Below are 22,374 nucleotides of genomic sequence, written 5' to 3'. Positions count from 1 at the left end.
GGCCTCGCGCCCGGCGTTTTTGTTTGCTTATGAGGCAGCGCGCTCGGCGCGCTTGACCTGCTGCCAGAGCTCTTCGAGTTCCTCCAGCGAGGCCTGACGCGGCTCGCGCCCTTGCTGTTCCAGCGCCGCCTCGATGCCGGCGAAGCGACGCTCGAACTTGGCGTTGGCGGCGGTCAGGCAGGCCTCGGGATCGGCATCGACATGGCGGGCGAGATTGGCGATGACGAAGAGCAGGTCGCCGATCTCCTCCTGGATCGCGGCCTTGTCGCCGCCGGCGAGTGCCTCCTCGATCTCGGCGGTCTCCTCGCGGGCCTTGTCGAGCACCAGCCGGGCGTCGTTCCAGTCGAAGCCGACGCTCGAGGCCTTGGCCTGGAGCTTCCAGGCCCGGGTCAGTGAGGGCAGGGAGGTCGGCACGCCTGCGAGCACGCCTTTGGCCTCCGCGGGCTCCGGTAGCCCGGCCTGCGCCCTCGCCCGCGCCTTGTCGGCCTTCTCCTGCGCCTTGATCTGCCCCCAGAGCGCTTTGACCTCGGCGGGCGACAGGTCGCGCGCATCGCCGAAGACGTGAGGATGCCGGCGAATCAGCTTGGTGGTGATCGCCTCGACCACGTCGGGGAAGGCGAAGCTGCCCTGCTCCTGCGCCATCCGGGCGTGGAACACCACCTGCAGCAGGAGGTCGCCGAGCTCGTCCTTGAGATCGACCAGATCGCCGCGGGCGATGGCGTCGGCGACCTCATGGGCCTCCTCGATCGTGTAGGGTGCGATCGAGGCGAAATCCTGCTCGAGATCCCAGGGGCAACCGGTTCCCGGCGTGCGCAGCGCGGCCATGATCTCGATCAGGCGCTCGATGTCGCGAGCTGGCTTCATCGCTGCAATTCTCCGTGGCTTGGGGTAGCGTCCTCCCATGATTCAAGTGACGCCGTCCATTGCGATCGACGACAGCGAGATCGAGGAGAGCTTCGTGCGCGCCTCCGGTCCGGGCGGGCAGAACGTCAACAAGGTCTCGACGGCCGTCGAGCTCAGGTTCGACGCGCGCCGCTCGGCCTCGCTGCCCAATGAGGTGGCGATCCGCCTGATGAAGCTCGCCGGCAGCCGGCTGACGCAGGACGGGGTGATCGTCATCACCGCGCAGGAGCATCGCAGCCAGAGCCGCAACCGCGAGGAGGCGCTGGCGCGGCTGGTCGAGCTGATCCGGCAGGCGGAGGTGCGGCCGAAGGTCCGGCGGGCGACCAAGCCGACCAAGGCCTCGAAGGAGCGGCGCCTCGCCTCGAAGGAGAAGCGCTCTTCGGTCAAATCGGGCCGCGGCAAGCCGAGGTTCGACTAGGTTGAGGTCAGAGCGGGACGGTGAGGCATCGCCGGGAGAGCGGCCGGCGCCCAAGCGGATTTCGGCCGACTATCTGCGGCGCGCAGCACTCCATTATCTCGAACGCTATTCGGTGCCGGCGGCGCAATTGCATCGCGTCCTGCTGCGCAAGGTCGAGCGCAGTTGCCGGCATCATGGGGGCGATCCGCAGATGTTCCGCGCGACGGTGGACGAGATCGTCGCCTCCTGCGTCGCCTCCGGCCTGATCGACGACCGCCGCTTCGCGGAGGCGAGGGCGCAAAGCCTGCGTCGCAAGGGGCGCTCGGCGCGGGCCGTAGCGGCCGGGCTCGCGACCAAGGGCGTCGAGCGCGGCCTTGTCGCCGAGGTGGTGGTGGCCGACGAAGACGCCGAGCTGGAGGCGGCGCGTATCGCCGCCAAGCGCAAACGCCTTGGCCCATGGAGCCGTGGCGATCGCGCCGTGCAGCGGCAAAAGCATATCGCGGCGCTGGCGCGGGCCGGCTTCAGCCTGGCGATCGCCCGCGCCGTGATCGACGGTGCGGGCGAGGGCGGATGAGCGTCTTCCGGCTCAGTCCGGCTTGACGTTGGCCTCGGCCACGACCTTGCCCCAGCGCGCGACCTCGACCTTGACGAAGTCGCCGAAGGCAGGGCCGTAGAGGTTCGGGATCTCCGAGCCGTTCTTCTTCCAGGCCTCTGTCACCATCGGCGTCGCCAGCGCCTTCTGCAGCTCGGCCGTCATCCTGGCGACGATCTCGGGCGGCGTGTTCTTCGGCGCCCACATCGCATACCAGGTCGAGACCTCGTAGCCCGGCAAGCCGGCTTCGGCGGCGGTCGGCACATCGGGGAAGGCAGCGGCGCGCTTGGGCGCCGCGACGGCAAGAGCCCGCAGCGTGCCGCTGGAGATCTGCGAGGCGGAGGAGCCGAGCCCGTCGAAGGCGAGGTCGACCTGACCGGCGATCAGGTCCTGCATCAGCGGGCCGGCGCCGCGATAAGGCACATGAGTCAGGTTCACCTTGGCGGTCAGCTTGAACAATTCGCCGGCGAGGTGGTGCGTGGTGCCGTTGCCGGCCGAGCCGTAATTCAGCTTGTCAGGGTTCTTCTTGGCGAAGTCGATCAGCTCGGCGAGCGTCTTGGCCTGGACCTTGCCGGGATGGACGACCACGACCTGCGGCGGCTGGGCGATCACGCCGATCGGGATGAAATCGCTCTGGATGTTGTAGTCGAGCTTGGGATAGAGCGCCGGCGCGATGGCGTGGTGCGCGGCGCCGATGAAGAAGGTGTAGCCGTCGGGCGCGGCCTTGGAGGCGGCCGAGGCGCCGACCGTGCCGCCGGCGCCGCCGCGATTGTCGATCAGGATGCGCTGGCCGAGCTGCTGCTCGAGCTGGGCGGCGAGGGGGCGGGCGAAGGCGTCGGTGCCGCCTCCGGCCGGGAACGGCACGATGAAACTGACGGGCCGCTGCGGCCAGGATTGAGCCGTCGCCACCGTAGCCGGGGCAAGCTGGGCAAAGGTGGCAAGCGCGAGCGCGCCGAGCCAGCCGGATTTCAACATCGATTTGACCTCCCTGGGATTCTCAGGACTCTTCAAGGTCCTTGCGATGGCGCTTCAGGCGATCGCCGAGCGTTGGCGAGATTAGCGCATCGCGATCTTCGAATGGCAACCCGACCAAGGTCGGGGGCGATGACCTCAGATGCCGTGGAGGTGAGCATGCGTGGATCGAGAACGCTGATTGCAACGGCGGCACTGGTTGCCGGAAGCGCCTGCGCTTTCGCGCAATCCGCCCAGAAGCGCGACGAATTCTATTGGCTCGGCCAGATCAACAAGGCGAGCACCGTCATCAACAGCGAGGAGGGGCTGCTCGACCCAGCGCTGGCGCCGCGCATCGCTGCCGGCCTCGACAAGATGCTGAAGGCGGCGGACAAGCCCGGCGCCAAGCGCCCGACCCTGGTGATCACCTTCGAGCCTCTGCTGATCGAGGCCGCGGGCGTCGAGGCGACGCTGCTGCATGCCGGCAGATCCAGCCAGGACATGCTCTCGGCCATGCGGGCGGCGATGATGCGCGACGAGCTGCTTCGGCTCGCAGGCCAGCTCAACCGGCTGAGCACGACGATGCTGGGGCTCGCCGAGAAGCATGCCGGGACGATCGTGCCGAACTATACCAACGGCGTCGCGGCCCAGCCCAACAGCTACGGGCATTATCTGCTCGGCCATCTCGCCGGGCTGGAACGGGACGCCGAGCGGCTGCGCGAAGCCTATGCGAGGCTCGACCGTTCGCCGATGGGCACGACGGTGCTGAACGGCACGAGCTGGCCGCTGAACCGCCCCCGCATGGCCGGCTATCTCGGTTTCGCCGCCACGGTCGACAACGCCTATGACGCCGCTCAGATCACCGCGGCCGAGATGCCGGTCGAGGTGGGGGCGCTCGCCACCAGCATCGCGCTCCATGCCGGCGCCTTCGTCGAGGATGTCATGGTCCAGTATGCGCAGCCGCGGCCCTGGATCCTGCTGACCGAGGGCGACGGCAACACCTACGTCTCCAGCGCGATGCCGCAGAAGCGCAATCCCGGCCTGCTCAACGGCGTGCGCAGTCAGGCCTCCACAGCGATCTCCCTCGGCATCGGGCGGACCATCCAGGCGCACAACATTCCACCGGGCATGAGCGACCCCAAGAGCGTGCGAGAGAATGCGGCGGTGATCTCCGGAGCCGGCGCGGTCGTGGACGGCTGGGACCGCATCCTGAAGGCGCTGGTCGTCGATCCTCAGCGGGCCCTGGAGGAACTCAACAGCGATTGGACGGCCTCACAGGAGCTCGCCGACGTGCTGATGCGCCAATACAAGCTGCCGTTCCGCGTCGGGCACCATTTCGCCTCGGAGGTCGTCGACCACGCCAAGGCGCACGACATCAAGCCGTCGGATTTTCCCTATGCCGAGGCGCAGCGCATCTACCAGAAGACGCTGAAGGAGATGGGTGTCGCCGGCGGCGAGCTGCCGATGAGCGAGACAGAGTTCCGCGCGACGCTCGATCCGGTCGCGATCGTCCGCAACCGCGCAACGGCTGGCGGGCCGCAGCCGGCCGAGATGGCACGCATGATCGCAAGCGCCAGGCAGACGCTCGCCACGCAGGAAAGCTGGATCAACGAGCGGCGCCAGCGGATCGATCAGGCATCGGCAGGGCTCGATCGCGACTTCGACAAGGTCGTCGCACGCGCAAACTGACAGGAGAGGGCTGTCGCGGCCTCCAACGCGGAGGCGCTGCCCGTGGGCGGGGATTTCGACCGAGCCAGCGAGATTGGCCAGAAAACCGTCACTCTTTGGGACATCTCGATGGGAATGGGATGGCAGGAGCGTTCGGCCGAGAGGTTGACAGCCGTCGGCTATATAAGTTGGTATCAACATATCTTGAACGCCGAGCCGGATCGCGATGCCAGCTTGCCTGAACCTTCTTCGTCAGCGGCGCGTTTGGCGATGAGCGGGAGCTGCTCGGGGTCGAAATGTCGGCTGGCGGCAGCTGCCGGCGGTTCGACCAGGGCGGCTTCGGCTAACGCCTAGGCTGGATCGCCAACTGTCTCGGCAGGTCGATACTGCCCGTTTCGTCCCGAACCCCAGACAACAGAGGAGACGACCATGAAGATCGTGACCAGCTTGAGCTTCCAGGGCCAATGCCGCGACGCGTTCGAGTTCTACGCCAAGGTTCTCGGCGGCAAGATCACCGCCGCCATGCCATATGGCGACGCGCCGCCCGGCATGGGCATGCCGGACACCGACGGCAAGTACAAGAACTGGCTGATGCATTGCTGGCTCGAGGTCGGTGATCAGGCGCTGATGGGCGCCGACATGGATCTCGCCTGGGCCCACAACATCGACAAGCCGAAGAACGGCTTCGACGTCACGCTGCACACCAATGACAAGGCGCAGGGCCAGCGCTGGTTCGAGCAATTGGCCGAAGGGGGCAGGGCGGTGATGCCGTTCAGCGAGACCTTCTGGTCGCCCGGTTTCGGCTCTCTCGTCGACAAGTTCGGGATCCCGTGGATGGTCAACACCATCCCGTCGGCCGACTGGAAGCCGCCGCAAGGCTGATCAAGCGGCGTGATCGCAAAAAAATCGCAGCGGCCTGTCGGCGCGGTCGAGGCCGCTGCGTCCTAGGGGCATCGAGCGCGCGTCAGGCCGCATGGCATCGCCAGCGGAACGCGATACGTCCCGGAGGCACCTATGAATCAATCCTATCGCTGGGTGATCGTCGCCGCAGGCGGCCTGCTCGGCTGCGTCGCGATCGGCGCCATGTTCTCGTTGCCGGTCTTCCTGCGGCCGATGTCGCAGGACACCGGCTGGTCGGTCACCGGCATCTCCACGGCGATGACGATCGGCTTCCTCGCCATGGCAGGCGCCAGCATGGCCTGGGGCAACCTCTCCGATCGCTACGGACCGCGGCCGGTGGTGCTGACGGGCTCAATCGTCCTAGCGGCGAGCCTGGCGCTTGCCAGTCATGCTAGCTCGCTGGTCGAGTTCCAGTTGCTCTTCGGCCTCCTGGTCGGCGCCGCGACAGCCGCCGTCTTCGCGCCGATGATGGCTTGCGTCACCGGCTGGTTCGACACCCAGCGCGGCCTGGCGGTCTCGCTCGTCTCGGCCGGGATGGGCATGGCGCCGATGACGATGGCGCCGCTAGCGGCCTGGCTGGTCACGATCCATGACTGGCGCACGTCGATGCAGATCATCGCCGGCATCGCAGCGGTGCTGATGATCCCCGCGGCGCTCCTCGTGCGCCGCCCACCGGCTCTGGAGGCAAGCGCGCAGGCGCAGGCGACGGAGGAGGCGCAGTCGGAGATGAGCGTCGGCCAGGCCGTGCGCTCGCCCCAGTTCGTCACGCTCATGCTGGCGAACTTCTTCTGCTGCGCGACCCATTCCGGGCCGATCTTCCACACGGTGAGCTATGCCGTGACCTGCGGCATCCCGATGCTCGCGGCCGTGTCGATCTACAGCGTCGAGGGGCTGGCCGGCATGTTCGGCAGGCTCGGCTTCGGCGTGGCGGGTGACCGGTTCGGCGCGCAGCGCGTCCTGGTCCTCGGGCTGCTGGCCCAGGCCTTCGGCGTGCTGGCCTATGCCTTCGTCGGGCAGCTCGCCAGCTTCTATGCGGTCGCGGTGATCGTCGGCTTCATCTACGCCGGCACCATGCCGCTCTATGCCGTGATCATCCGCGAGAATTTCCCGCTGAAGATGATGGGCACGATCATCGGCGGCACGGCGATGGCCGGGAGCCTGGGCATGTCGACGGGCCCGCTGCTCGGTGGCCTGATCTACGACCGGTTCGGCACCTATGCGCCGATGTATGTCGGCTCCTGGATCCTCGGCCTGGCGGCGATGCTGGTCCTGTGGAGCTTCCGGCCGTTTCCGGAGAAGCGGGAGGAGTTGGCGGTGGCGTGAGGATCGGATCGGAAGCGAGAGGCGCGCCTGATCCTGCGTTCTTGCTGCGTGCAAGCGAGCGGACTATATTCGGACCGAATTTAGACCATGGAGCGGTCATGCGATATTCGGCCCGGATCAAGCCGATCAGCTATCTGAAGGCCAATGCAGCCGAGATTCTGCTCGACCTCGCCGAACGGCGCGAGCCGCTGGTCATCACACAGAACGGCGAGGCTAGGGCAGTACTGCAGGACGTCGCGTCCTTCGAGCAGACGCAAGAGACGCTCGCACTGCTGAAGCTGCTGGCCATCGGCAATCAGGACGTCGATGCAGGCAAGACCAAGCCAGCTCGCGCCGTCATTGAAAGGCTACGCGGAAAAGCGGCTGATCGTCGATGAGCGAGAGGCGCTTTGAGGTCGCGCTGACGCAGGGCGCGGAGGATGATCTCGAAGCCATTCACCGATATCTCGCCGAGCACCATTCAATCGATGCCGCCGAGTCGCTGCTCGATGCATTCCTTGAGAAGATATCGACGCTGGAGCGTCATCCCGAACGCGGCAGCGTCCCCAAGGAACTCGATGCCTTGGGAGTTCGGGAGTTCCGGCAGGTTCTGCTCGGCCCGTATCGTCTGATCTATCGCGTCATCGGCAGGCAGGTCGTCGTTCTCGTCATCGCTGACGGCCGCCGCGACATGCAGGCTCTGCTTGAACGGCGCCTCCTGGGGCGGTGAGGCGAGTCGCCAGCGGACGACCTTGAACTAACGTGACAAGGGGAGCCTGGAAATCCGCTGGCTTCAGTCCAAGTTTGATTCGCATAAGACATATTATGGAACTTAAATTGATGCCCGGAAATGCCGTTGCGATGTCAGCTAGGCTTCGACGGTCAGCTTCATGCCATCGAACGCCGGTTCAATGTTGTCTGGCAAGCGCTTGGACAGGCTGAGATAATCGAGATCGACATGGAGGTTGGTCAGGATCGCGCGGCGCGGTTTCAGTTGTGCGATCGCCTCAAGCGACTGCTCCAGATTGAAGTGGCTGGGATGCGGCGATTCACGCAGGCAGTCGAGCACCAGCACGTCGAGCCCGCTCATCGCCGCCATCGCCTCGGGCGGGATTGCGCTGACATCGGGCGCATAGCCGAAGCCGCCGAAGCGGAAGCCGAGCGCGTCATAGTTCGGCCCGTGCTCAAGCCGGAACGGTAGCGCCTCGATCGGCCCGCCGGCGCCGTCGATCACGAGCGGCTCGCCGGCGGCGAGCGGCTCCAGGTCGAGGATCGGTGGATAGAGGCTGCCGGGCGGCGTCTCGAACAGATAGGCGAAGCGCTGGCGCAGCGTCGCGCCGGTCACGGCGTCGGCATGGACCGGGATGCGCTTGCGCATATGCAGGACGAGCGCACGCAGATCGTCGATGCCGTGGGTGTGGTCGGCATGGTCGTGGCTGAACAGTGTCGCATCGAGTCGGTTGATCTCGGCCGAGAGCAATTGCTCGCGCAGGTCCGGCGTGGTGTCGATCAGCACGCTCGTCGTGCCGCCCGGACCGCTGCGCTCGACCAGGATCGAGCAGCGCCGGCGCCGGTTCTTCGGATTGGCCGGATCGCAAGCACCCCAGCCGGAGCCCGGCCGCGGCACACCGCCGGATGAACCGCAGCCGAGGATGGTGACGGTCAGGCTCATGCGGCGCGGCTTGCCTCAGGCCACCTGCGCCACAGGCGCGGCGTGGTCCATCTTCCAGTAGCAGCGCCGGGCGTTCTCGGTCGTGATCCGGGCGATCTCATCGAAGGAGACGCCCTTGACCTCGGCGAGAACCTTCGCGGTTTCAACGACATAGGAGGGTTCGTTGCGCTTGCCGCGATAGGGCGTCGGGGCGAGGTAGGGCGCGTCGGTCTCGACGAGCAGGCGCTCCAGCGGGATGTCGCGGGCGATATCGCGCAGCGCCTCCGAGGTCTTGAAAGTCAGGATGCCGGAGAAGGAGACATAGAGCCCGAGCTCGACGCCGGTACGCGCCAGCATCTCGCCAGCGGTGAAGCAGTGCAGGATGGCGGGGAAGGCGCCCTTCCCCATCTCCTCGCGCAGAATCGCCGCCATGTCCTCGTCGGCCTCGCGCGAATGGATCACCAGCGGCAGCTGGGTCTCGCGAGCCGCGGCGATATGGGTGCGCAGGCCCTGCTCCTGCGCCGCGCGCGGGCTCTTGTCGTAGTGATAGTCGAGCCCGGCCTCGCCGATGGCGACGCAGCGCGGATGGTGCGACAGTTCGACGAGCTGCTCGACGGTGACATCGAGCTCTTCATGGGCGCCGTGCGGATGCGTGCCGACCGTGCACCAGACCGACGGAAAGCGCTCCGCCAGCGCCGCATAGGTCGCAAAGCGGCCGACGCGGGTCGAGATCGTCACCATCCGGCCGACGCCGGCCGCTTCGGCGCGACCGACATAGGCTCCGATATCCTCGGCGAAATCCGGGAAATCGAGATGGCAATGCGTATCGATCAGCATCAGGCTGCCTCGCCGCCTTCCGGCTCGACATAGCGCGGGAAGACCGCGCTCGGCGCCGGCAGGACGGCTCCCGAGGTCAAGCGGCCGGCCTCGCCTAGCGCGGCGAAGTTGCGTGCGTCGGCCGGAACGGCCAGCAGGTCGAGCAGCCTTGCCATGGCCTGCGGCATCACCGGCTGGGTCAGGATCGCGACCTGCCGGATCGTCTCGATCGTGACGTAGAGCACCGTATCGCGCCGGGCCGGGTCGCTCTTGGAGAGCTTCCACGGCTCGTTGTTGGCGAAATAGCGATTGGCCTCGGCGACCACGGCCCAGATGTCCGCCAGCACGACATGCAGAGCGAAATCCTGCATGGCCGCGCGCGTCTTCGCCAGCAGCCCGTCGGCCTGCGCCAGCATGGCCTTGTCAGCCTCGGTCAGCGCGCCGGCCGGCGGTACCCTGCCCTCGCAGTTCTTGGCGATCATCGACAGCGATCGCTGCGCCAGATTGCCGAGATCATTGGCGAGATCGGCGTTGATGCGCCCGACGATCGCCTCATGGCTGTAATTGCCGTCCTGGCCGAAGGAGACCTCGCGCAGGAAGAAATAGCGGAGCTGGTCGACGCCATAGATGTCGGCGAGCGCGAACGGGTCGACGACATTGCCGACCGATTTCGACATCTTGGCGCCCTTGTTCAGCAGGAAGCCGTGGCCGAAGACGCGCTTCGGCAGCGGCAGGCCTGCCGACATCAGGAAGGCCGGCCAGTAGACCGTGTGGAAGCGCACGATGTCCTTGCCGATGATATGGACATCGGCCGGCCAATAGTGCCAGCGCGGATCGCTCTCGTCCGGGAAGCCGCAGCCGGTGACGTAGTTGTTGAGCGCGTCGACCCAGACATACATCACATGCTTCGGATCGCCCGGGACCGGCAGGCCCCAGTCGAAGGTGGTGCGGCTGATCGAGAGATCCTCGAGCCCGCCTTGGACGAAGGAGACGATCTCGTTGCGACGGGTCTCCGGCGAAACGAAGTCCGGCACGTCGCGGTAGAGCGCGAGCAGCTTGTCCTGATAGGACTTCAGGCGGAAGAAATAGCTCTCCTCCTCGACCCATTCGACCGGCGTGCCCTGCCCGCCCAGACGCGTGCCGTCAGGCTGGAGGGTGGTCTCCTCTTCGCCATAGAAAGCCTCGTCCCGGACCGAGTACCAGCCGGAATATTTGGCAAGATAGATGTCGCCATTGGCCTCCATCCGGCGCCAGAGTTCCTGCGTCGAGGGCAGGTGGTCGGCGTCGGTCGTGCGGATGAAGCGGTCGAACGAGCAGCCGAGCCGCTGCTCCATCTCCTGGAAGCGTGTGGCAATGCCGTCGACGAAATCCTTTGGCGAGAGCCCGTTCTGCGCAGCAGTGCGCTGCACCTTCTGGCCATGCTCGTCGGTGCCGGTCATGGCGAAGACGTCATAGCCGTCGAGGCGCTTGAAGCGAGCGATCGCGTCCGCCGACACCATCTCATAAGCGTGGCCGATATGCGGCGGGCCATTGGTGTAGTGGATCGCGGTCGTCAGATAGAACTTCGGGGCCGAGGCCATGGTCTGTCCGGTCGTCTTAAACGGGTTTCAGGCCGCGCGCGAACGGGAAACCGCCTCCGACAGATCGTGAAACAGCGACATGACGAGGGGGCGGCGATCGAGATTATAGGTTTCGACCTCGTTCGCGGCGCGTGCAAGTCTCTCCCACACCTCCGCGAGGGGCGCAAGCCGGGCAGGGCCTGCGGCGGCATGTGCGTGGAGATGGGCCCCGAGCCAGCCCTGGACGGTTTCGATCATCACGGCGAAATCGGCCTCGCCCGCCCTGCCCGCGACATCCTCGCCGAGCGCCAGCAGCGCGGCGAGGTCGATCGAGGGCAGCGCATCGAGCCGCGCCCGCACCGCCTCGACCAGCGCCAGCGTCTCCGGATCGACATAGGTCAGCGCCCGCCTGACCGAGCCCTCCGACAAGGCTGCGGCGCGGCCGAGCGCTGAGGCGTCATAGGGCAGGCGCATGCGCTCCAGCGCGATCGCGCCGGCCTGTGCGACGTCATCCTCGCCGAGTGGCTCGAAGGAGAGCAGCCGGCAGCGCGAGCGGATCGTCGGCAGCACGCGGCCGGGCGCGTGCGCGACGATCAGGAAGAGGCAGCGCGGCGGCGGCTCCTCCAGCAGCTTCAGCAAGGCGTTGGCGGCATTGCGCTCCAGATACTCGGCGGAATCGACGATGGCGACGCGCCAGCCGCCCTCGCCTGCGCTCGAGCCGAAGCGGTCGATGATCCGGCGCACCAGGTCGACCGGGATATTGCTGGTGAAGCTCTTGCCGTCCGGCTTGGCGATACGACGCAACAGGTGCAGGTCCGGATGCGACTGCGCCGCGATCTTGCGGGTGGCACCGTCTGCTTCCGGCATGGCGAGGTCATGGGAGCCTTCCGCGCGGCGCAGCGGATCGCCCTCGGCCAGCATGAAACGGGCGGCGCGATAGGCGAAGCTCGCCTTGCCGACGCCCTCCGGGCCACCGAGCAGCCAGGCATGGTGCATGCGGCCGGAGCGCAGCGCCGTCAGGAGGGCGTCCTCCTGGCGCTGATGGCCGATGAGCACCAGCGTCTCGCGCGGATGCGGGGCGTTCGGCAGGCGGTCTGGTTCGTTGCTCGATTCGATCATGCCGGCGCAATCTGCGGCAAGGGCAGCCGGCTGGAAAGCGCTTCCCAGGCCGTTTCCGCCAGCATCTCCGGCGCCAGGCTGGCGTCGAGCACGACGCAGCGTTGCGGTTCGGCTACGGCGATGTCGAGAAAGCCCTGGCGCAAGCGGCGATGGAAGGCGATCGTTTCGCTCTCGAAACGATCTGTCACCTCGCCCGGCTGGCGACGACGCGCGGCGCGCGCCAGCCCGGTTTCGGGCGCGAGATCGAGGATGAAGGTCAGCTCCGGCATCAGCCCGGCGATGGCGACGGCCTCCAGAGCCGCAAGCTTGTCCGCGGGGATCTCGCCGAGAGTACCCTGATAGACGCGGGTCGAATCGATGAAGCGGTCGCAGATCACCCAGGCGCCACGCTTCAGCGCCGGCCTGATCCGGCTGTCGACATGGTCGATGCGGGCGGCCTGGAACATCAGCGCCTCGGCGAAGGCGCCATAGGGCTTGATCTTGCCGGCAAGCAGGGCTGCACGGATGCGCTCGGCCTTGGGTGAGCCACCGGGCTCGCGCGTCAGCTCGACGCTGAGCCCATGCGCTTCCAGCCGGGCCGCGAGCGCCTTGGCGAGGGTCGACTTGCCGGCCCCCTCCCCGCCTTCGAGCGTGATGAAATGCCCCGCCGCGGGCCGTACCTTCCTGGCCACGCTCAGCTCCGCTTGAGGGCCTTGCGGACCCAGCCGGTCGCGGCCTCCATCAGCGCATCGAGCGCCCGTTGCTGCAGTGTGCCGGCTGCGACCGACTCGGCGGCGTAGACCGGGATCTCCAGCGTCTTGATCTCGCCGCGCGTGACCAGCAGGCGGCCGACCTCGGTCCCCTCCGCCACCGGCGCCTGCAAGGGGCCGCGATAGACAATGCGGGCGGCGAGGCGCTCGCTGCTGCCGCGCGGCACCAGGAGGTTGACCGCTCCCTTCGCCTTCAGCGCGATCCGGCCCTTCTCACCGCCGAAGACGCTGGCCTCGCCGACGCTCTCGCCCTCGGCGAAGACCTGGCGCTGCTCGAAGGAGCGAAAGCCCCATTCGAGCAGCTTGCGAGCCTCGGCGGCGCGGTCGCGCGCATTCTTCAGCCCGTTGACGACGACGATCAGCCGCTGGCCCTTCTGCACAGCCGAGCCGACGAGGCCGTAGCCGGTCTCGTCGATATTGCCGGTCTTGAGGCCGTCGGCGCCGATGTCCATGGTGAGGAGCGGATTGCGGTTGCTCTGCTTGATCTTGTTCCAGGTAAAGTCACGCTGGCCGAAGATCCTGTAGAGCTCCGGATAGGTCTTGATGATGTGGTCGGCGAGGAAGGCGAGCTCGCGCGCCGTCACCTTCTGCTGCGGATCGGCCATGCCGGTGGCGTTGCGGAACTGCGACTTGGTCAGACCGAGGGCGTGGACACGCTCGGTCATAATCCTGGCGAAGCTGGCTTCGTCGCCCGCCACCGCCTCGGCCAGCGCGATCGCCGCATCGTTGCCGGACTGCACGATCAGCCCTTGCAGGATGTCGCCGAGCTTCACCCGGCTGTGGACGATCGCGAACATGGTCGAGCCGCCGGAGACGCCGCCGCCCTTGCGCCAGGCATTCTCCGAGATCGAGATCTCGGTCTCCGGCGTCATCTTGCCGGCGGCGATTTCCTGGAAGGCGACGAGTGCGGTCGCGAGCTTGGCGAGGCTCGCCGGAACCATCAGTTCGTCGGCCGCCTTCTCGTAGAGCACGGCGCCGCTGGCGGAATCGACGAGGATCGCGTAGGGCGCGGCCGACTGGAACGCCTGGGCGCGGGCAAGTCCGGGTGCCAGGACGAGCAGCATCGCGACGAGAGCGAGAACTGCGCCAAGAACCGGCGAGTGGTGGGCGCGCGCCATCCCTGATCGACCTTGCGTCATATCGAGATCAGATGATGCGCGCCGCCGGGCGGTCAAGCCCGGAGCGAAATCAATTCCGCGCCACCGACTGCTGCTTCATGCCGGTAGACGGCGTCTGGCCCTTGGCAAGACGCAGGGCCGGCACCTTCTCGGTGGCGGCAGGCAGGCTGGCCGTGCGCGGCACCGGCATCGGCGTCGTCACGACATTCGGACGCAAGCCCAGGACCGGCTTGCCGGCATGGGCGGCGGCGCCGAGGTCGAAGGGCCGGGACGGCGGCAGGCGGACGCCGCTGACCGGGACGCCCGCCGCGGAGGACGAGGTCGCGACGCTGGCGACGATCGGGCTTTGCACGGCGATCGTGCGCGGCTGCTCGGGGGCGTAGGCCTGGACGACGGGCTGGGCCTCGACCGGAGCCGGCGCGGGTTCGGTGCGGACGGGCGTCGGCGCGGGAGCCGGCCTGGCGGCCTCGTCGTCGAGATCGGGACCGGCGGAGCGGCCGAGATCGACCTGCGAGCTGGCGCTCGCGATCATGGTTCGGCTGCTCTGGCCCGGGATCGAGGCCGGCGAACCGTCGGTGCGCAGCGAGGCGAGCAGCATCTGGTCATCGGAGCCGGCGAGCGAGGCCTGGCCGAGATACTCGACCTTGATGCGGGCGGTGCCGAGATGGCGGAAAGCGAGCGCGTCGGCTGCCTTCTGCGAGACGTCCATGATGCGCCCGCTATGGAACGGGCCACGATCGTTGACGCGCACGATCATCGAGCGGCTGTTGGCCATGTTGGTGACGCGAGCATAGGCCGGCAGCGGCATGGTCGGGTGCGCGGCGCTGATGCCGTAGCGGTCATAGACCTCGCCATTGGCGGTGCGGCGGCCATGGAAGGCTTCGCCATACCAGGAGGCGGTGCCGACCGCGGTGTAGCCGACCGGTTTCTGATACGGGGTGTAGCGCTTGCCGGCGACGGTATAGCTGTTGCCGATCAGCTCGCGGCCGCCGCCCTTCGGCACCGGCTGGCCGTCCTCGACGACGCGGGCGCTGGCGGGGCCGTATTTCGAGGACGGGAAGGCGCCGATCTCCTTCGACTTGCCGCGACGGGCAACCTGATTGTTGGCGCAGTTGGCGAGGAACAGACCGGCCAGCACGACGCAGCCGAGGCGGGTCGCCGTGGACAAGGAGGAGGATGAGCTGCGAGGGGCGTCGCCGGACTCGGCCACAGAGGAAATCTCCGCCGCTGCGCTCGTGCCTCGCATCATGCCGCATTCCCGTTCGTCGCGCCGAAAACGCTGCGCCGCCCAAGCCACTCGCGTGGCAAGGTCGCAGTTTTCGACCAATTCCATTAAGGGATCGTTAAGCGGCGGCAGCGCGAACGCATGACCGTCAACGGAAACCCAGCAGTGCCCTTGGGCGGGCATAAAGGTGTCGGAAATGCGGCAACTGTCAATCCGCCACCATTCCGTCGCCATTTTTCGGTGGAGCGTGACAAGCGCGCAACGCCCGGGCGAGCTTTGCGGCGCGTCTAGCTGCTGCAGGCGCGAATGCGCCTCAAGTCTTTGAAATTGCGTGTAATCCTTGAGCGAAAACAAAGATCGACATGTTCGCCCCCCGCAGGCGGCTTGCAAAATGCGGCAGCTAGCGGCAATGACGGGGCGCCGGAAGGGTGGCCGAGTGGTTTAAGGCAGCGGTCTTGAAAACCGCCGTGGGTGCAAGCCCACCGTGGGTTCGAATCCCACCCCTTCCGCCAGATGTCATGGACAAGCGAAGCGCCTGCCTGCGGGGCAGGTAACCTTCTCCAGCCGCTGGATTGCGATCCTCGGAGCGCTGGTCTGGTGCTGGCAGTGATCGCAATGTGGTTGTCGACGAGCGGTCATGTCGGGACCGGACAAGAAAAGGCGGCGCTCTGGTGCCGCCTTCTCATTTGATCCGTCGGTGTCGCAGCCCCGAAGGTCGAGGCAGACCGCCTCAGCAGGCCCGGCATTGGAAGGGCTCGACCTGCGCCCTGCCCTGCTGGATGACGATCCGCTCGGCCGCGCCGCCAGGGCGGACTCGGATCACCCCCTCATCCTCGCATTCGTCGAGGAAATAGGCGGGGAGTCCGGCACGCAGGGCCTTCTCGATCGATTGCCTGCGGAATTGCTGCAGCTTCTCTTGGTTCATGGCGGGCTCCGCTTCACAGAGACGATGGCACCCTTTGACCGGCATTTGGGGGCTGGCCCGGTTTCTTCAAGCACGGACATGGCAGGAGGGTGCTCCGGCACCGCCTCGGGGCTGGCGCCTGCTTGCCCCGCTGCCTAACAATCGTCGCCGGCCGATCACCGGGCCGATCTCACGACGGAAGGGCAGCGCCATGCTGGACTGGACCACTTATCGCACCGAGCTGAAGGGCCGCGTCGGCGATTTCGGCAAGGCTGCGCCGGACGCGCTTCGCGGCTATGTCGCGCTGGCCGGCGGGGCGGCCAAGACCACGCATCTCGACGCCCGCACGCGCGAACTGATCTCGCTGGCCGTCGCCGTCACCACGCGCTGCGACGGCTGCATCACCACCCATGTCGATGCGGCGATCAAGGCCGGGGTCAGCCGCGAGGAGATCGCCGAGGCGCTCGGCGTCGCGATCGCGCTGAACGCGGGAGCGGCGCTGGTCTATTCGGCGCGGACGCTCGACTGCTTCGAGCAGATGACGGCCCCTGCCCCGGCGGCTGCCGCCGAATAAGACCGACCTCTGTCCGAAGGAGCCGTCGCCTGACTCCGAAGGGGCTCATGCGAGCGCCATATTGCCGTGGCAGATTGAGCGGGAGGCGCGGAACGCCTGATGGCGTTCCGTCGTTTCCTCGTCGACCGCAACGGAACCAGGAGGACGAGATGAGTCATACTGGCAAGGCCGAGCGCGAGATCCGCAAGATCGCCTACGCGCTCTGGATGGAGGAAGGACAGCCGGAAGGCCGCGACCACGAGCACTGGGAAGCGGCGAAGGCGATCTGGACCTTCCGCAACCGCAGCGAGGAGATCGTCGATCACGGCGCGGAGGATGAGCTCAAGGGCGAGCGCACCCGTCGCCGCGAGCAGGAATGGCTGTCCTGACCAGCCTCCGCAGGGCTGTGGCTCGCCCGCAGCCCTGCCATTCGCCCTCCGCATGATCGCAGCCGAAGACAAGCGCTCACGTCACGCCCACATTGTGGTCGAAGCGGCACCCGTCTTTGTCGGTGGCAGCGGAGGAGAAACATGACGCAACATGTGGAGGCCGGCCGGGCTGAGGTCGTCGAACGGCCCGAGACTGGGCGTTTCGAGCTCGATTTCCCGGGCGGACAGGCTTTCGCCGTCTATCGCAGCGACGGCGACCGGATCCTCGTCACCCATACCGAGGTTCCGCCCGCCTTCAACGGGCGCGGCATCGGCTCGCAGCTGGCGGAGGGCATCTTCAGGATCGCCCGGGCCAGCGGACGGCGCGTCGTGCCGCGCTGCTCCTTTGTCGCGGACTGGGCGCGGCGCCATCCCGATTATTCGGATGTGCTGGCCTGACCACAGATCCCCGACCTTGCCTTGCCTGCGGTGATCGCGTTTGAAGGCTCCGTCACAGAACGGGGCCTGCCATGCCGGACGAACTCGCCATCACCGATTTCCCGCTGCGGGCGAAGGACAAGCTCCGCTATGGCGACACCGACCGGCAGGGGCACATCAACAACGCGGTGTTCTCGACCTTCCTCGAAACCGGGCGCGTCGAGCTGATCTATGATCGCGCCCGCCGGCTGGTCGAGCCGGGGACGGCCTTCGTCATCGCCCGGCTAGAAATGGATTTCCGAGCGGAATTGCTCTGGCCCGGCGAGGTCGAGATCGGCACGCGCATCGCCTCGATCGGCCGCAGCTCGGTCCGGCTCGAGCAGGCGATCTTCCAGGGCGAACGCTGCGTCGCCAGCGGCATCACCGTGATGGTCCAGATGGACGAGGCGACACGCAAGGCACGGCCATTTTCCGAGGCGGTGCGGGAGCAACTGGCGCAACTCGCCGCGCCAGCAGCCTGATCGGCTTACGCCTCCGGCCGTCCCACCAGCTCGGTCGGCGTCCAGCGCGCCTTGCGGCGCTCGCGTCGCCCTTCCAGCGCCTCGCCGCTGAAATCGCGCGGTTCGGCTGGCCTGTTGAAACGGGCGCGCTGGTCGAGCGCATCGATGTTGATCGTGGTCCAGGCCTTGCCGGCCTCGATCATCAGCATGGCGACGTAGACGCCGCAACGGCGGCAGAGGACGACCTCCGAGGCTCCGAGCCCGAAGCGATAGCGCTGGAGCTCGGCCGGCTCATGCACGACGAGGCGGGCCTGGGCCTTGGGATCGGAGACCGTCCGGGCATTGTGCTTGCGGCAGAAGGAGCACTGGCAGGCGCCGACAATCTCCTCCTCGGGCGGGCGCGGCAGCGTCAATTCGAGCCCGATCGCGCCGCAATGACAGGCGCCGCTCAAACGATGTGTCATGCCGTTCCTCCTCGTCGCGCTTGTCACATCACCGCAATTATTGATGTGCGATGGTCCGATCAAAACAAGTGATTTGATGCCGCATCGAATCGGGGGAACGGAATCGCTCCCGCCGCGTTCGAAGCCAAAATGCGGGAGGACATCATGAGCAGCCTTGTTGCGGTCTCGGCGCTGTTCCTGGCCGGCGGCCTATCTGCGGTGACCATGGGGGCCGCGCCCCTGCAAGGCGTTCTCAACGATTTCTTCTGGGCCGGCCTCGCATTGTCCGGCTTCCTCGCCATCGTGGGGCTGGAAGCGGCGAGCTGACCGGCAAGTCCGGCCTTCCGGCGCTTTCGCACCCAGTATGATCGGAATCGAGTTGGCCAGCTTGTCGTCGGGCTTGAGTGCGGTGTGCATTGCGCCGCGTTCTCGTTATGGTTGTGGCGGACTCTGGCTAGGGCCGCCCGACATGGCAACTGAAGCGCATGTACTTTTCGACGCGGCCTTGCCAGCTATCGGAGATATCAACGCCGAGTTGAAGCGCCTCGATTTCCCCGTCAGGCTTCAATACGGAAACGGTAGTCTCGCCGACCACGCCGGCTTCCTTCCGGCGACGCTGCGGCGGCAGCGATCCGGCTGCGAATTCGATGTCCGCAGCGGCCCCGATGCTGCTGACGATCTCGATCCTCCGGATGCTGCCAAGCCGTTCTCATGCTGCGTCAGTCTGCGTTGGGCGAGCGATGAGGATGAAGCCGGTGTCGGCCTCTGCCTCGCGGCCGCCCTGGCCATGCTGACCAAAGGCATCGTGCTCGAAGAGGGATCGGGTGAATGGCAGAACGTTGGCAAGGCCGTCGATTATGCCAGGCAGCATCTCAAGACGGCGAGGTTAAGGGGAGGCCCAACTGAACCGGGAACGCGTCCGGCTGACATCAAGCGGTATCTGAAAAGCCTTCTTGGCGAACGAGACGACCTCGTCCTCGTCGGCCGACACCTCTTGATCCGGCCTGTGCGGCACATTCTCAGAGGTGTATTTTTCGAACCGACAGGAGAGCGGACGCGCTTTCGGATCTGGCCTTATCTCCAGCCTCTCTACGGACATCCTCACTCCACCGGTTGCTTGGAGCCGATCCACGGATCGCTCTGGGACGTCACGGCGGCACATTTCATGCCGTTGCTGCATGACGCGCTGCTCCACGACGTGTTCACCGATATCGGGTCTGTCACCACGCTATCGAAGCTGGCCAGCCGACTGGAAGCCGATCGGCAAATGGTGACCTTCTGCGTGGTCGCCTTGGCCCTGTCCGGACGGCATGAGACTGCCGGCGCATTCTTGGATGCTCTCTCGGCGCAAGATCCGACATGGGACCCTTGGCTGATCAGGGATCGGCAATTCCTCGAACGAGACATCCAGGCCGTCTGCGCCGAGTTCCACGATCGGGAGGAGCGAACGGTCAAGGAGCTCAAGATCGCGTCGATCTGGGAACGTTCTCCCTTTCCAGCCGAGGTACCGGATAATCAGCGCGAAAGCGTGGCGGAGCCGGAGTTTCAGGCGGGAAACTGGCCTGTGACGCCGGACGGCCTGTTGGCGCCACTCCCCGACCAGCCCGGTGAGCTCGGGTTCAGCAAGGACTATATCTTTCGCCGCGCCTTTCCCATCCTGCTAGAGCCGATGACGAGCGAGGCCGGGCGGCGGGCTTATCACGCTCATGAGCCGCTGATCGCGGCGCAGCGCCTGCATGACGGGAAGCTTCTGCTCAGTATCATGCGCCCTAAGCGCGCGCATCAGAGCTGGATCGACCAGGCGTCGCCCGAGTTGGATCCGATCCGGGTCGATACGCGCCTGCTTCTTTATGGCAGCGAGCGCCTTGCTGAAATCTGGCTCAGTCGCCGATCGTTATCTGTGGAGCCTATTTCGATCCATTCGATTGAAATCCGGACTAAGGACCGCCGTCACAGCATCTGGCATTGCAACTTCGAATATGAGCAGGCCTCTGCGACGGTGTTCGACTATCGCAGCGTACCGAGAGGCGGGGGTACGTCCGAGCTTCCGTCGGAACTCTGTGTGGCACTCGTGCTCGACCACCCCGTGCCAGGCGCGCCGGACGACATCCTGCACCGCACCCGACATCTCCTCGACGGCATGGGATATGGCGAACTCGATCTCGATCTGCCCTTCGAACGATCCTGATCTTTACGCCGTCCTTATGCCCCCGCCTGCCCTTCCCGCTCGACCGCTTAGCAGGCCCGGCACCACATCTCCGGTCTGAAACCAGGCTGGAGAGCCATCATGGCCGATATCGTCTTTCTCGCGCTCGGAGCCGGGGCTTTCGCGCTCTTCGGCTGGTACGCAGCGCTGCTGCGCAAGGTCTGACGCCATGGGCCTGACCTTGCTCTATGCCGCCGCCGCCCTCGGGCTCGCGGTCTACATGGTCGCCGCGCTGCTGCGCCCCGACCGCTTCTGAACCAACAAGAAAAAGGAGACCTCGCATGGACTGGCGGGGCTGGGCAGAGATCGTCTTCACGATCGCGCTGACGGTAGCCGTGGGCTGGCCGCTCGGCATCTATATGGCGCGCGTCTGGGCGCGCGAGACAACGCCGCTCGACCTGGTGCTGAAGCCGGTCGAGGCCGGCTTCTACGCCGCGCTCGGCATCGACCGGAACAAGGAGCAAAACTGGCTCGGCTATGCCGGCGCCGTGCTCGCCTTCAGCGCGGCCGGCTTCGTGCTGCTTTATGCGATACTCCGACTGCAGGGGGTGTTGCCGCTGAACCCGCAGGGCTTCGACGGCGTCTCGCCGCACCTTGCCTTCAACACCGCGGTCAGCTTCGTCACCAATACGAACTGGCAGTCCTATGGCGGCGAGACGACGCTGAGCAGCCTCAGCCAGATGGCGGGCCTGACCGTGCAGAACTTCGTCTCAGCCGGTGCGGGGCTGGCGATTGCCGCCACAGTGGCGCGTGCCTTCGCCGCCGACCGCGGCGAGACGCTCGGCAATTTCTGGGTCGATCTGACCCGCTCTGTCCTCTACGTGCTGCTGCCGGTCTCGATCGTCACCGCGCTTGCGCTCGTCGCTGCCGGCGTGCCGCAGAGCCTGCTCGCCAACGTCACCGCCAAGACGCTCGAAGGCGCCGACCAGATCATCGCGCTCTTCCCGGTTGCCAGCCAGGAGGCCATCAAGCAGTGGGGCACCAATGGCGGCGGCCTGTTCAACGTCAACTCGGCCCATCCGCTCGAGAACCCGACGCCACTGACCAATCTGATCGAGGTCGTCTCGCTGAACGCGCTCGCCTTCGGCACCGTCATAGCCTTCGGGCGCGTGGCCGGCGCCCGCAAGGAGGGGCGCGCGCTGCTTGCCGCAATGGTGATCCTGGTCGGCCTCGGCGGCGCCGCGATCTACTCCTCCGAGACGCTGACGCCGCAGCCCGCCATGATCGCCGCGGGCATCACCGACGCGCCTGCCAACATGGAAGGCAAGGAGGTCCGCTTCGGCGCGGCTGCCTCGTCAATCTGGGCAGCGCAGACCACCGGTGCCTCGAACGGCTCGGTCAATTCCATGCACGGCTCCTACATGCCGCTCGGCGGCGGCGTCGCGATGTTCCTGATGCAGCTCGGCGAGATCCTGCCGGGCGGCGTCGGCTCCGGCCTCTACGGCATGGTGGTGATGGCGCTGCTCGCGGTCTTCGTCGCCGGCCTGATGGTCGGGCGCACGCCGGAATATCTCGGCAAGAAGGTCGAGAGCCGCGAGATCAAGTTCGCCATGCTGGCGGTGCTGATCCTGCCGATCACGATCCTCGGTTTCTCGGCGGTGGCGGCTGTGCTGCCGGCCGCGCTCGAGGGGCTGCTTAACAAGGGACCGCGCGGCCTGTCCGAGATCCTCTACGCCTATTCATCGGCGGCGGGGAACAACGGCTCCGCCTTCGCCGGCCTGACCGCCAACGCGCCCTGGTGGAACACCACGCTCGGCATCGCCATGCTGCTTGGCCGTTTCGCCTACATGGTCCCGGTGATCGCCATGGCCGGCGCCATCGCCGCCAAGCCGAAGCTCGCGCCGACCGCCGGCACCCTGCCGAGCGATAGCCCGCTCTTCGTCGGCCTGCTCATCGGCATCATCCTGATCCTGGGTGGCCTGCAATTCTTCCCCGCGCTCGCACTCGGGCCGATCGTCGAGCACTTCCAGGTGCTTGCGGCTGTTCGCTGAGCCGACAAAGGAACTCGTTAG

26 protein-coding genes and 1 tRNA gene are annotated in these 22,374 nt (G+C 66.7%); 16 read left to right on the top strand and 11 right to left on the bottom strand.

Annotated elements, in window-relative coordinates; genetic code table 11:
- Positions 1-27: 27 nt before the first annotated feature.
- Positions 28-864, bottom strand: a complete 837-nt coding sequence (gene mazG, locus AC3WLC_RS16875) for a nucleoside triphosphate pyrophosphohydrolase (RefSeq protein ID WP_493685061.1) — start codon at positions 862-864, stop codon at positions 28-30.
- Between the two features lie 37 nt (positions 865-901).
- Here mazG and arfB point away from each other — a divergent pair, with 37 nt between their 5' ends.
- Positions 902-1,321 (top strand): alternative ribosome rescue aminoacyl-tRNA hydrolase ArfB, encoded by a 420-nt coding sequence (gene arfB, locus AC3WLC_RS16870; RefSeq protein ID WP_493685060.1) that lies wholly within the window; start codon positions 902-904, stop codon positions 1,319-1,321.
- A gap of 1 nt (position 1,322) precedes the next feature.
- Positions 1,323-1,874, top strand: a complete 552-nt coding sequence (locus AC3WLC_RS16865; RefSeq protein WP_493685059.1) for a regulatory protein RecX — start codon at positions 1,323-1,325, stop codon at positions 1,872-1,874.
- Positions 1,875-1,886: 12 nt separating this feature from the next.
- Here AC3WLC_RS16865 and AC3WLC_RS16860 read toward each other — a convergent pair whose 3' ends face one another.
- Positions 1,887-2,867: a Bug family tripartite tricarboxylate transporter substrate binding protein gene (locus AC3WLC_RS16860; RefSeq protein WP_493685058.1), complete on the bottom strand. Its 981-nt coding sequence runs from the start codon at positions 2,865-2,867 to the stop codon at positions 1,887-1,889.
- Between the two features lie 156 nt (positions 2,868-3,023).
- Between AC3WLC_RS16860 and AC3WLC_RS16855 the strand changes: the two genes are divergently transcribed.
- From AC3WLC_RS16855 to AC3WLC_RS16835, 5 genes are all read left to right on the top strand, one after another.
- Complete coding sequence (locus AC3WLC_RS16855) at positions 3,024-4,532, top strand: lyase family protein (protein ID WP_493685057.1); 1,509 nt, start codon at positions 3,024-3,026, stop codon at positions 4,530-4,532.
- Between the two features lie 408 nt (positions 4,533-4,940).
- Positions 4,941-5,393, top strand: a complete 453-nt coding sequence (locus AC3WLC_RS16850) for a VOC family protein (RefSeq protein ID WP_493685056.1) — start codon at positions 4,941-4,943, stop codon at positions 5,391-5,393.
- Positions 5,394-5,525: 132 nt separating this feature from the next.
- Positions 5,526-6,734: an MFS transporter gene (locus AC3WLC_RS16845; protein ID WP_493685055.1), complete on the top strand. Its 1,209-nt coding sequence runs from the start codon at positions 5,526-5,528 to the stop codon at positions 6,732-6,734.
- A 98-nt stretch (positions 6,735-6,832) separates the two neighbouring features.
- Positions 6,833-7,111: a type II toxin-antitoxin system Phd/YefM family antitoxin gene (locus AC3WLC_RS16840; protein WP_493685398.1), complete on the top strand. Its 279-nt coding sequence runs from the start codon at positions 6,833-6,835 to the stop codon at positions 7,109-7,111.
- The gene (locus AC3WLC_RS16835) at positions 7,108-7,443 is read left to right on the top strand and encodes a type II toxin-antitoxin system RelE/ParE family toxin (RefSeq protein ID WP_493685054.1); all 336 of its coding nucleotides are present in this window, start codon (positions 7,108-7,110) and stop codon (positions 7,441-7,443) included. The genes AC3WLC_RS16840 and AC3WLC_RS16835 overlap by 4 nt, the downstream gene beginning before the upstream one ends.
- Before the next feature lie 138 nt (positions 7,444-7,581).
- On the opposite strand, the gene AC3WLC_RS16830 is transcribed toward AC3WLC_RS16835, so the two are convergent.
- The 7 genes from AC3WLC_RS16830 to AC3WLC_RS16800 form a co-directional block, all read right to left on the bottom strand.
- On the bottom strand, positions 7,582-8,385 hold the full coding sequence (locus tag AC3WLC_RS16830) for an MBL fold metallo-hydrolase (RefSeq protein ID WP_493685053.1): 804 nt from the start codon (positions 8,383-8,385) through the stop codon (positions 7,582-7,584).
- 15 nt (positions 8,386-8,400) lie between these two features.
- Positions 8,401-9,201 (bottom strand): TatD family hydrolase, encoded by an 801-nt coding sequence (locus AC3WLC_RS16825; protein ID WP_493685052.1) that lies wholly within the window; start codon positions 9,199-9,201, stop codon positions 8,401-8,403.
- Positions 9,201-10,760, bottom strand: coding sequence for a methionine--tRNA ligase (gene metG, locus AC3WLC_RS16820; RefSeq protein WP_493685051.1), 1,560 nt, complete (start codon positions 10,758-10,760; stop codon positions 9,201-9,203). Before metG ends, AC3WLC_RS16825 begins: the two co-directional genes overlap by 1 nt.
- 27 nt (positions 10,761-10,787) lie before the next feature.
- Complete coding sequence (locus tag AC3WLC_RS16815) at positions 10,788-11,858, bottom strand: DNA polymerase III subunit delta' (protein WP_493685050.1); 1,071 nt, start codon at positions 11,856-11,858, stop codon at positions 10,788-10,790.
- Positions 11,855-12,529, bottom strand: a complete 675-nt coding sequence (tmk, locus tag AC3WLC_RS16810) for a dTMP kinase (RefSeq protein ID WP_493685049.1) — start codon at positions 12,527-12,529, stop codon at positions 11,855-11,857. Before tmk ends, AC3WLC_RS16815 begins: the two co-directional genes overlap by 4 nt.
- Positions 12,530-12,531: 2 nt before the next feature.
- Entirely contained in the window at positions 12,532-13,725 is a 1,194-nt protein-coding gene (locus tag AC3WLC_RS16805) for a D-alanyl-D-alanine carboxypeptidase family protein (RefSeq protein ID WP_493685048.1), read from the bottom strand.
- Between the two features lie 70 nt (positions 13,726-13,795).
- On the bottom strand, positions 13,796-14,893 hold the full coding sequence (locus tag AC3WLC_RS16800; protein ID WP_493685047.1) for a septal ring lytic transglycosylase RlpA family protein: 1,098 nt from the start codon (positions 14,891-14,893) through the stop codon (positions 13,796-13,798).
- A 479-nt stretch (positions 14,894-15,372) separates the two neighbouring features.
- Between AC3WLC_RS16800 and AC3WLC_RS16795 the strand changes: the two genes are divergently transcribed.
- Positions 15,373-15,462: transfer RNA gene (locus AC3WLC_RS16795), tRNA-Ser, on the top strand.
- Positions 15,463-15,680: 218 nt separating this feature from the next.
- Here the strand turns inward: AC3WLC_RS16795 and AC3WLC_RS16790 are convergent.
- The gene (locus AC3WLC_RS16790) at positions 15,681-15,875 is read right to left on the bottom strand and encodes a hypothetical protein (protein WP_493685046.1); all 195 of its coding nucleotides are present in this window, start codon (positions 15,873-15,875) and stop codon (positions 15,681-15,683) included.
- Positions 15,876-16,065: 190 nt separating this feature from the next.
- Between AC3WLC_RS16790 and AC3WLC_RS16785 the strand changes: the two genes are divergently transcribed.
- The 4 genes from AC3WLC_RS16785 to AC3WLC_RS16770 all read left to right on the top strand — a co-directional run bounded on the left by AC3WLC_RS16785 (position 16,066) and on the right by AC3WLC_RS16770 (position 17,734).
- Positions 16,066-16,428: a carboxymuconolactone decarboxylase family protein gene (locus AC3WLC_RS16785; RefSeq protein WP_493685045.1), complete on the top strand. Its 363-nt coding sequence runs from the start codon at positions 16,066-16,068 to the stop codon at positions 16,426-16,428.
- Positions 16,429-16,577: 149 nt separating this feature from the next.
- Positions 16,578-16,796, top strand: coding sequence for a DUF2934 domain-containing protein (locus tag AC3WLC_RS16780; protein WP_346361189.1), 219 nt, complete (start codon positions 16,578-16,580; stop codon positions 16,794-16,796).
- 141 nt (positions 16,797-16,937) lie between these two features.
- Positions 16,938-17,234 carry a GNAT family N-acetyltransferase gene (locus tag AC3WLC_RS16775; RefSeq protein WP_485846867.1) on the top strand — a complete coding sequence of 99 codons (297 nt, stop codon included), beginning with the start codon at positions 16,938-16,940 and terminating at the stop codon, positions 17,232-17,234.
- 71 nt (positions 17,235-17,305) lie between these two features.
- Complete coding sequence (locus tag AC3WLC_RS16770; RefSeq protein WP_493685044.1) at positions 17,306-17,734, top strand: acyl-CoA thioesterase; 429 nt, start codon at positions 17,306-17,308, stop codon at positions 17,732-17,734.
- A 5-nt stretch (positions 17,735-17,739) separates the two neighbouring features.
- Here the strand turns inward: AC3WLC_RS16770 and AC3WLC_RS16765 are convergent, their stop codons facing one another.
- Entirely contained in the window at positions 17,740-18,177 is a 438-nt protein-coding gene (locus AC3WLC_RS16765; protein WP_493685043.1) for a GFA family protein, read from the bottom strand.
- A 144-nt stretch (positions 18,178-18,321) separates the two neighbouring features.
- On the opposite strand from AC3WLC_RS16765, the gene AC3WLC_RS16760 reads away from it, so the two are divergent.
- The 4 genes from AC3WLC_RS16760 to kdpA all read left to right on the top strand — a co-directional run bounded on the left by AC3WLC_RS16760 (position 18,322) and on the right by kdpA (position 22,353).
- Entirely contained in the window at positions 18,322-18,483 is a 162-nt protein-coding gene (locus AC3WLC_RS16760) for a hypothetical protein (protein WP_493685042.1), read from the top strand.
- A gap of 142 nt (positions 18,484-18,625) precedes the next feature.
- Positions 18,626-20,344, top strand: a complete 1,719-nt coding sequence (locus tag AC3WLC_RS16755) for a hypothetical protein (RefSeq protein ID WP_493685041.1) — start codon at positions 18,626-18,628, stop codon at positions 20,342-20,344.
- A 187-nt stretch (positions 20,345-20,531) separates the two neighbouring features.
- Positions 20,532-20,618, top strand: a complete 87-nt coding sequence (gene kdpF, locus AC3WLC_RS16750) for a K(+)-transporting ATPase subunit F (RefSeq protein ID WP_091828939.1) — start codon at positions 20,532-20,534, stop codon at positions 20,616-20,618.
- Between the two features lie 25 nt (positions 20,619-20,643).
- Entirely contained in the window at positions 20,644-22,353 is a 1,710-nt protein-coding gene (kdpA, locus tag AC3WLC_RS16745; protein ID WP_493685040.1) for a potassium-transporting ATPase subunit KdpA, read from the top strand.
- Positions 22,354-22,374: the final 21 nt, after the last annotated feature.

Source organism: Allobosea sp. GW821-FHT03A12, assembly GCF_058986765.1.
This window is presented reverse-complemented; position numbering and strand designations above follow the sequence as displayed.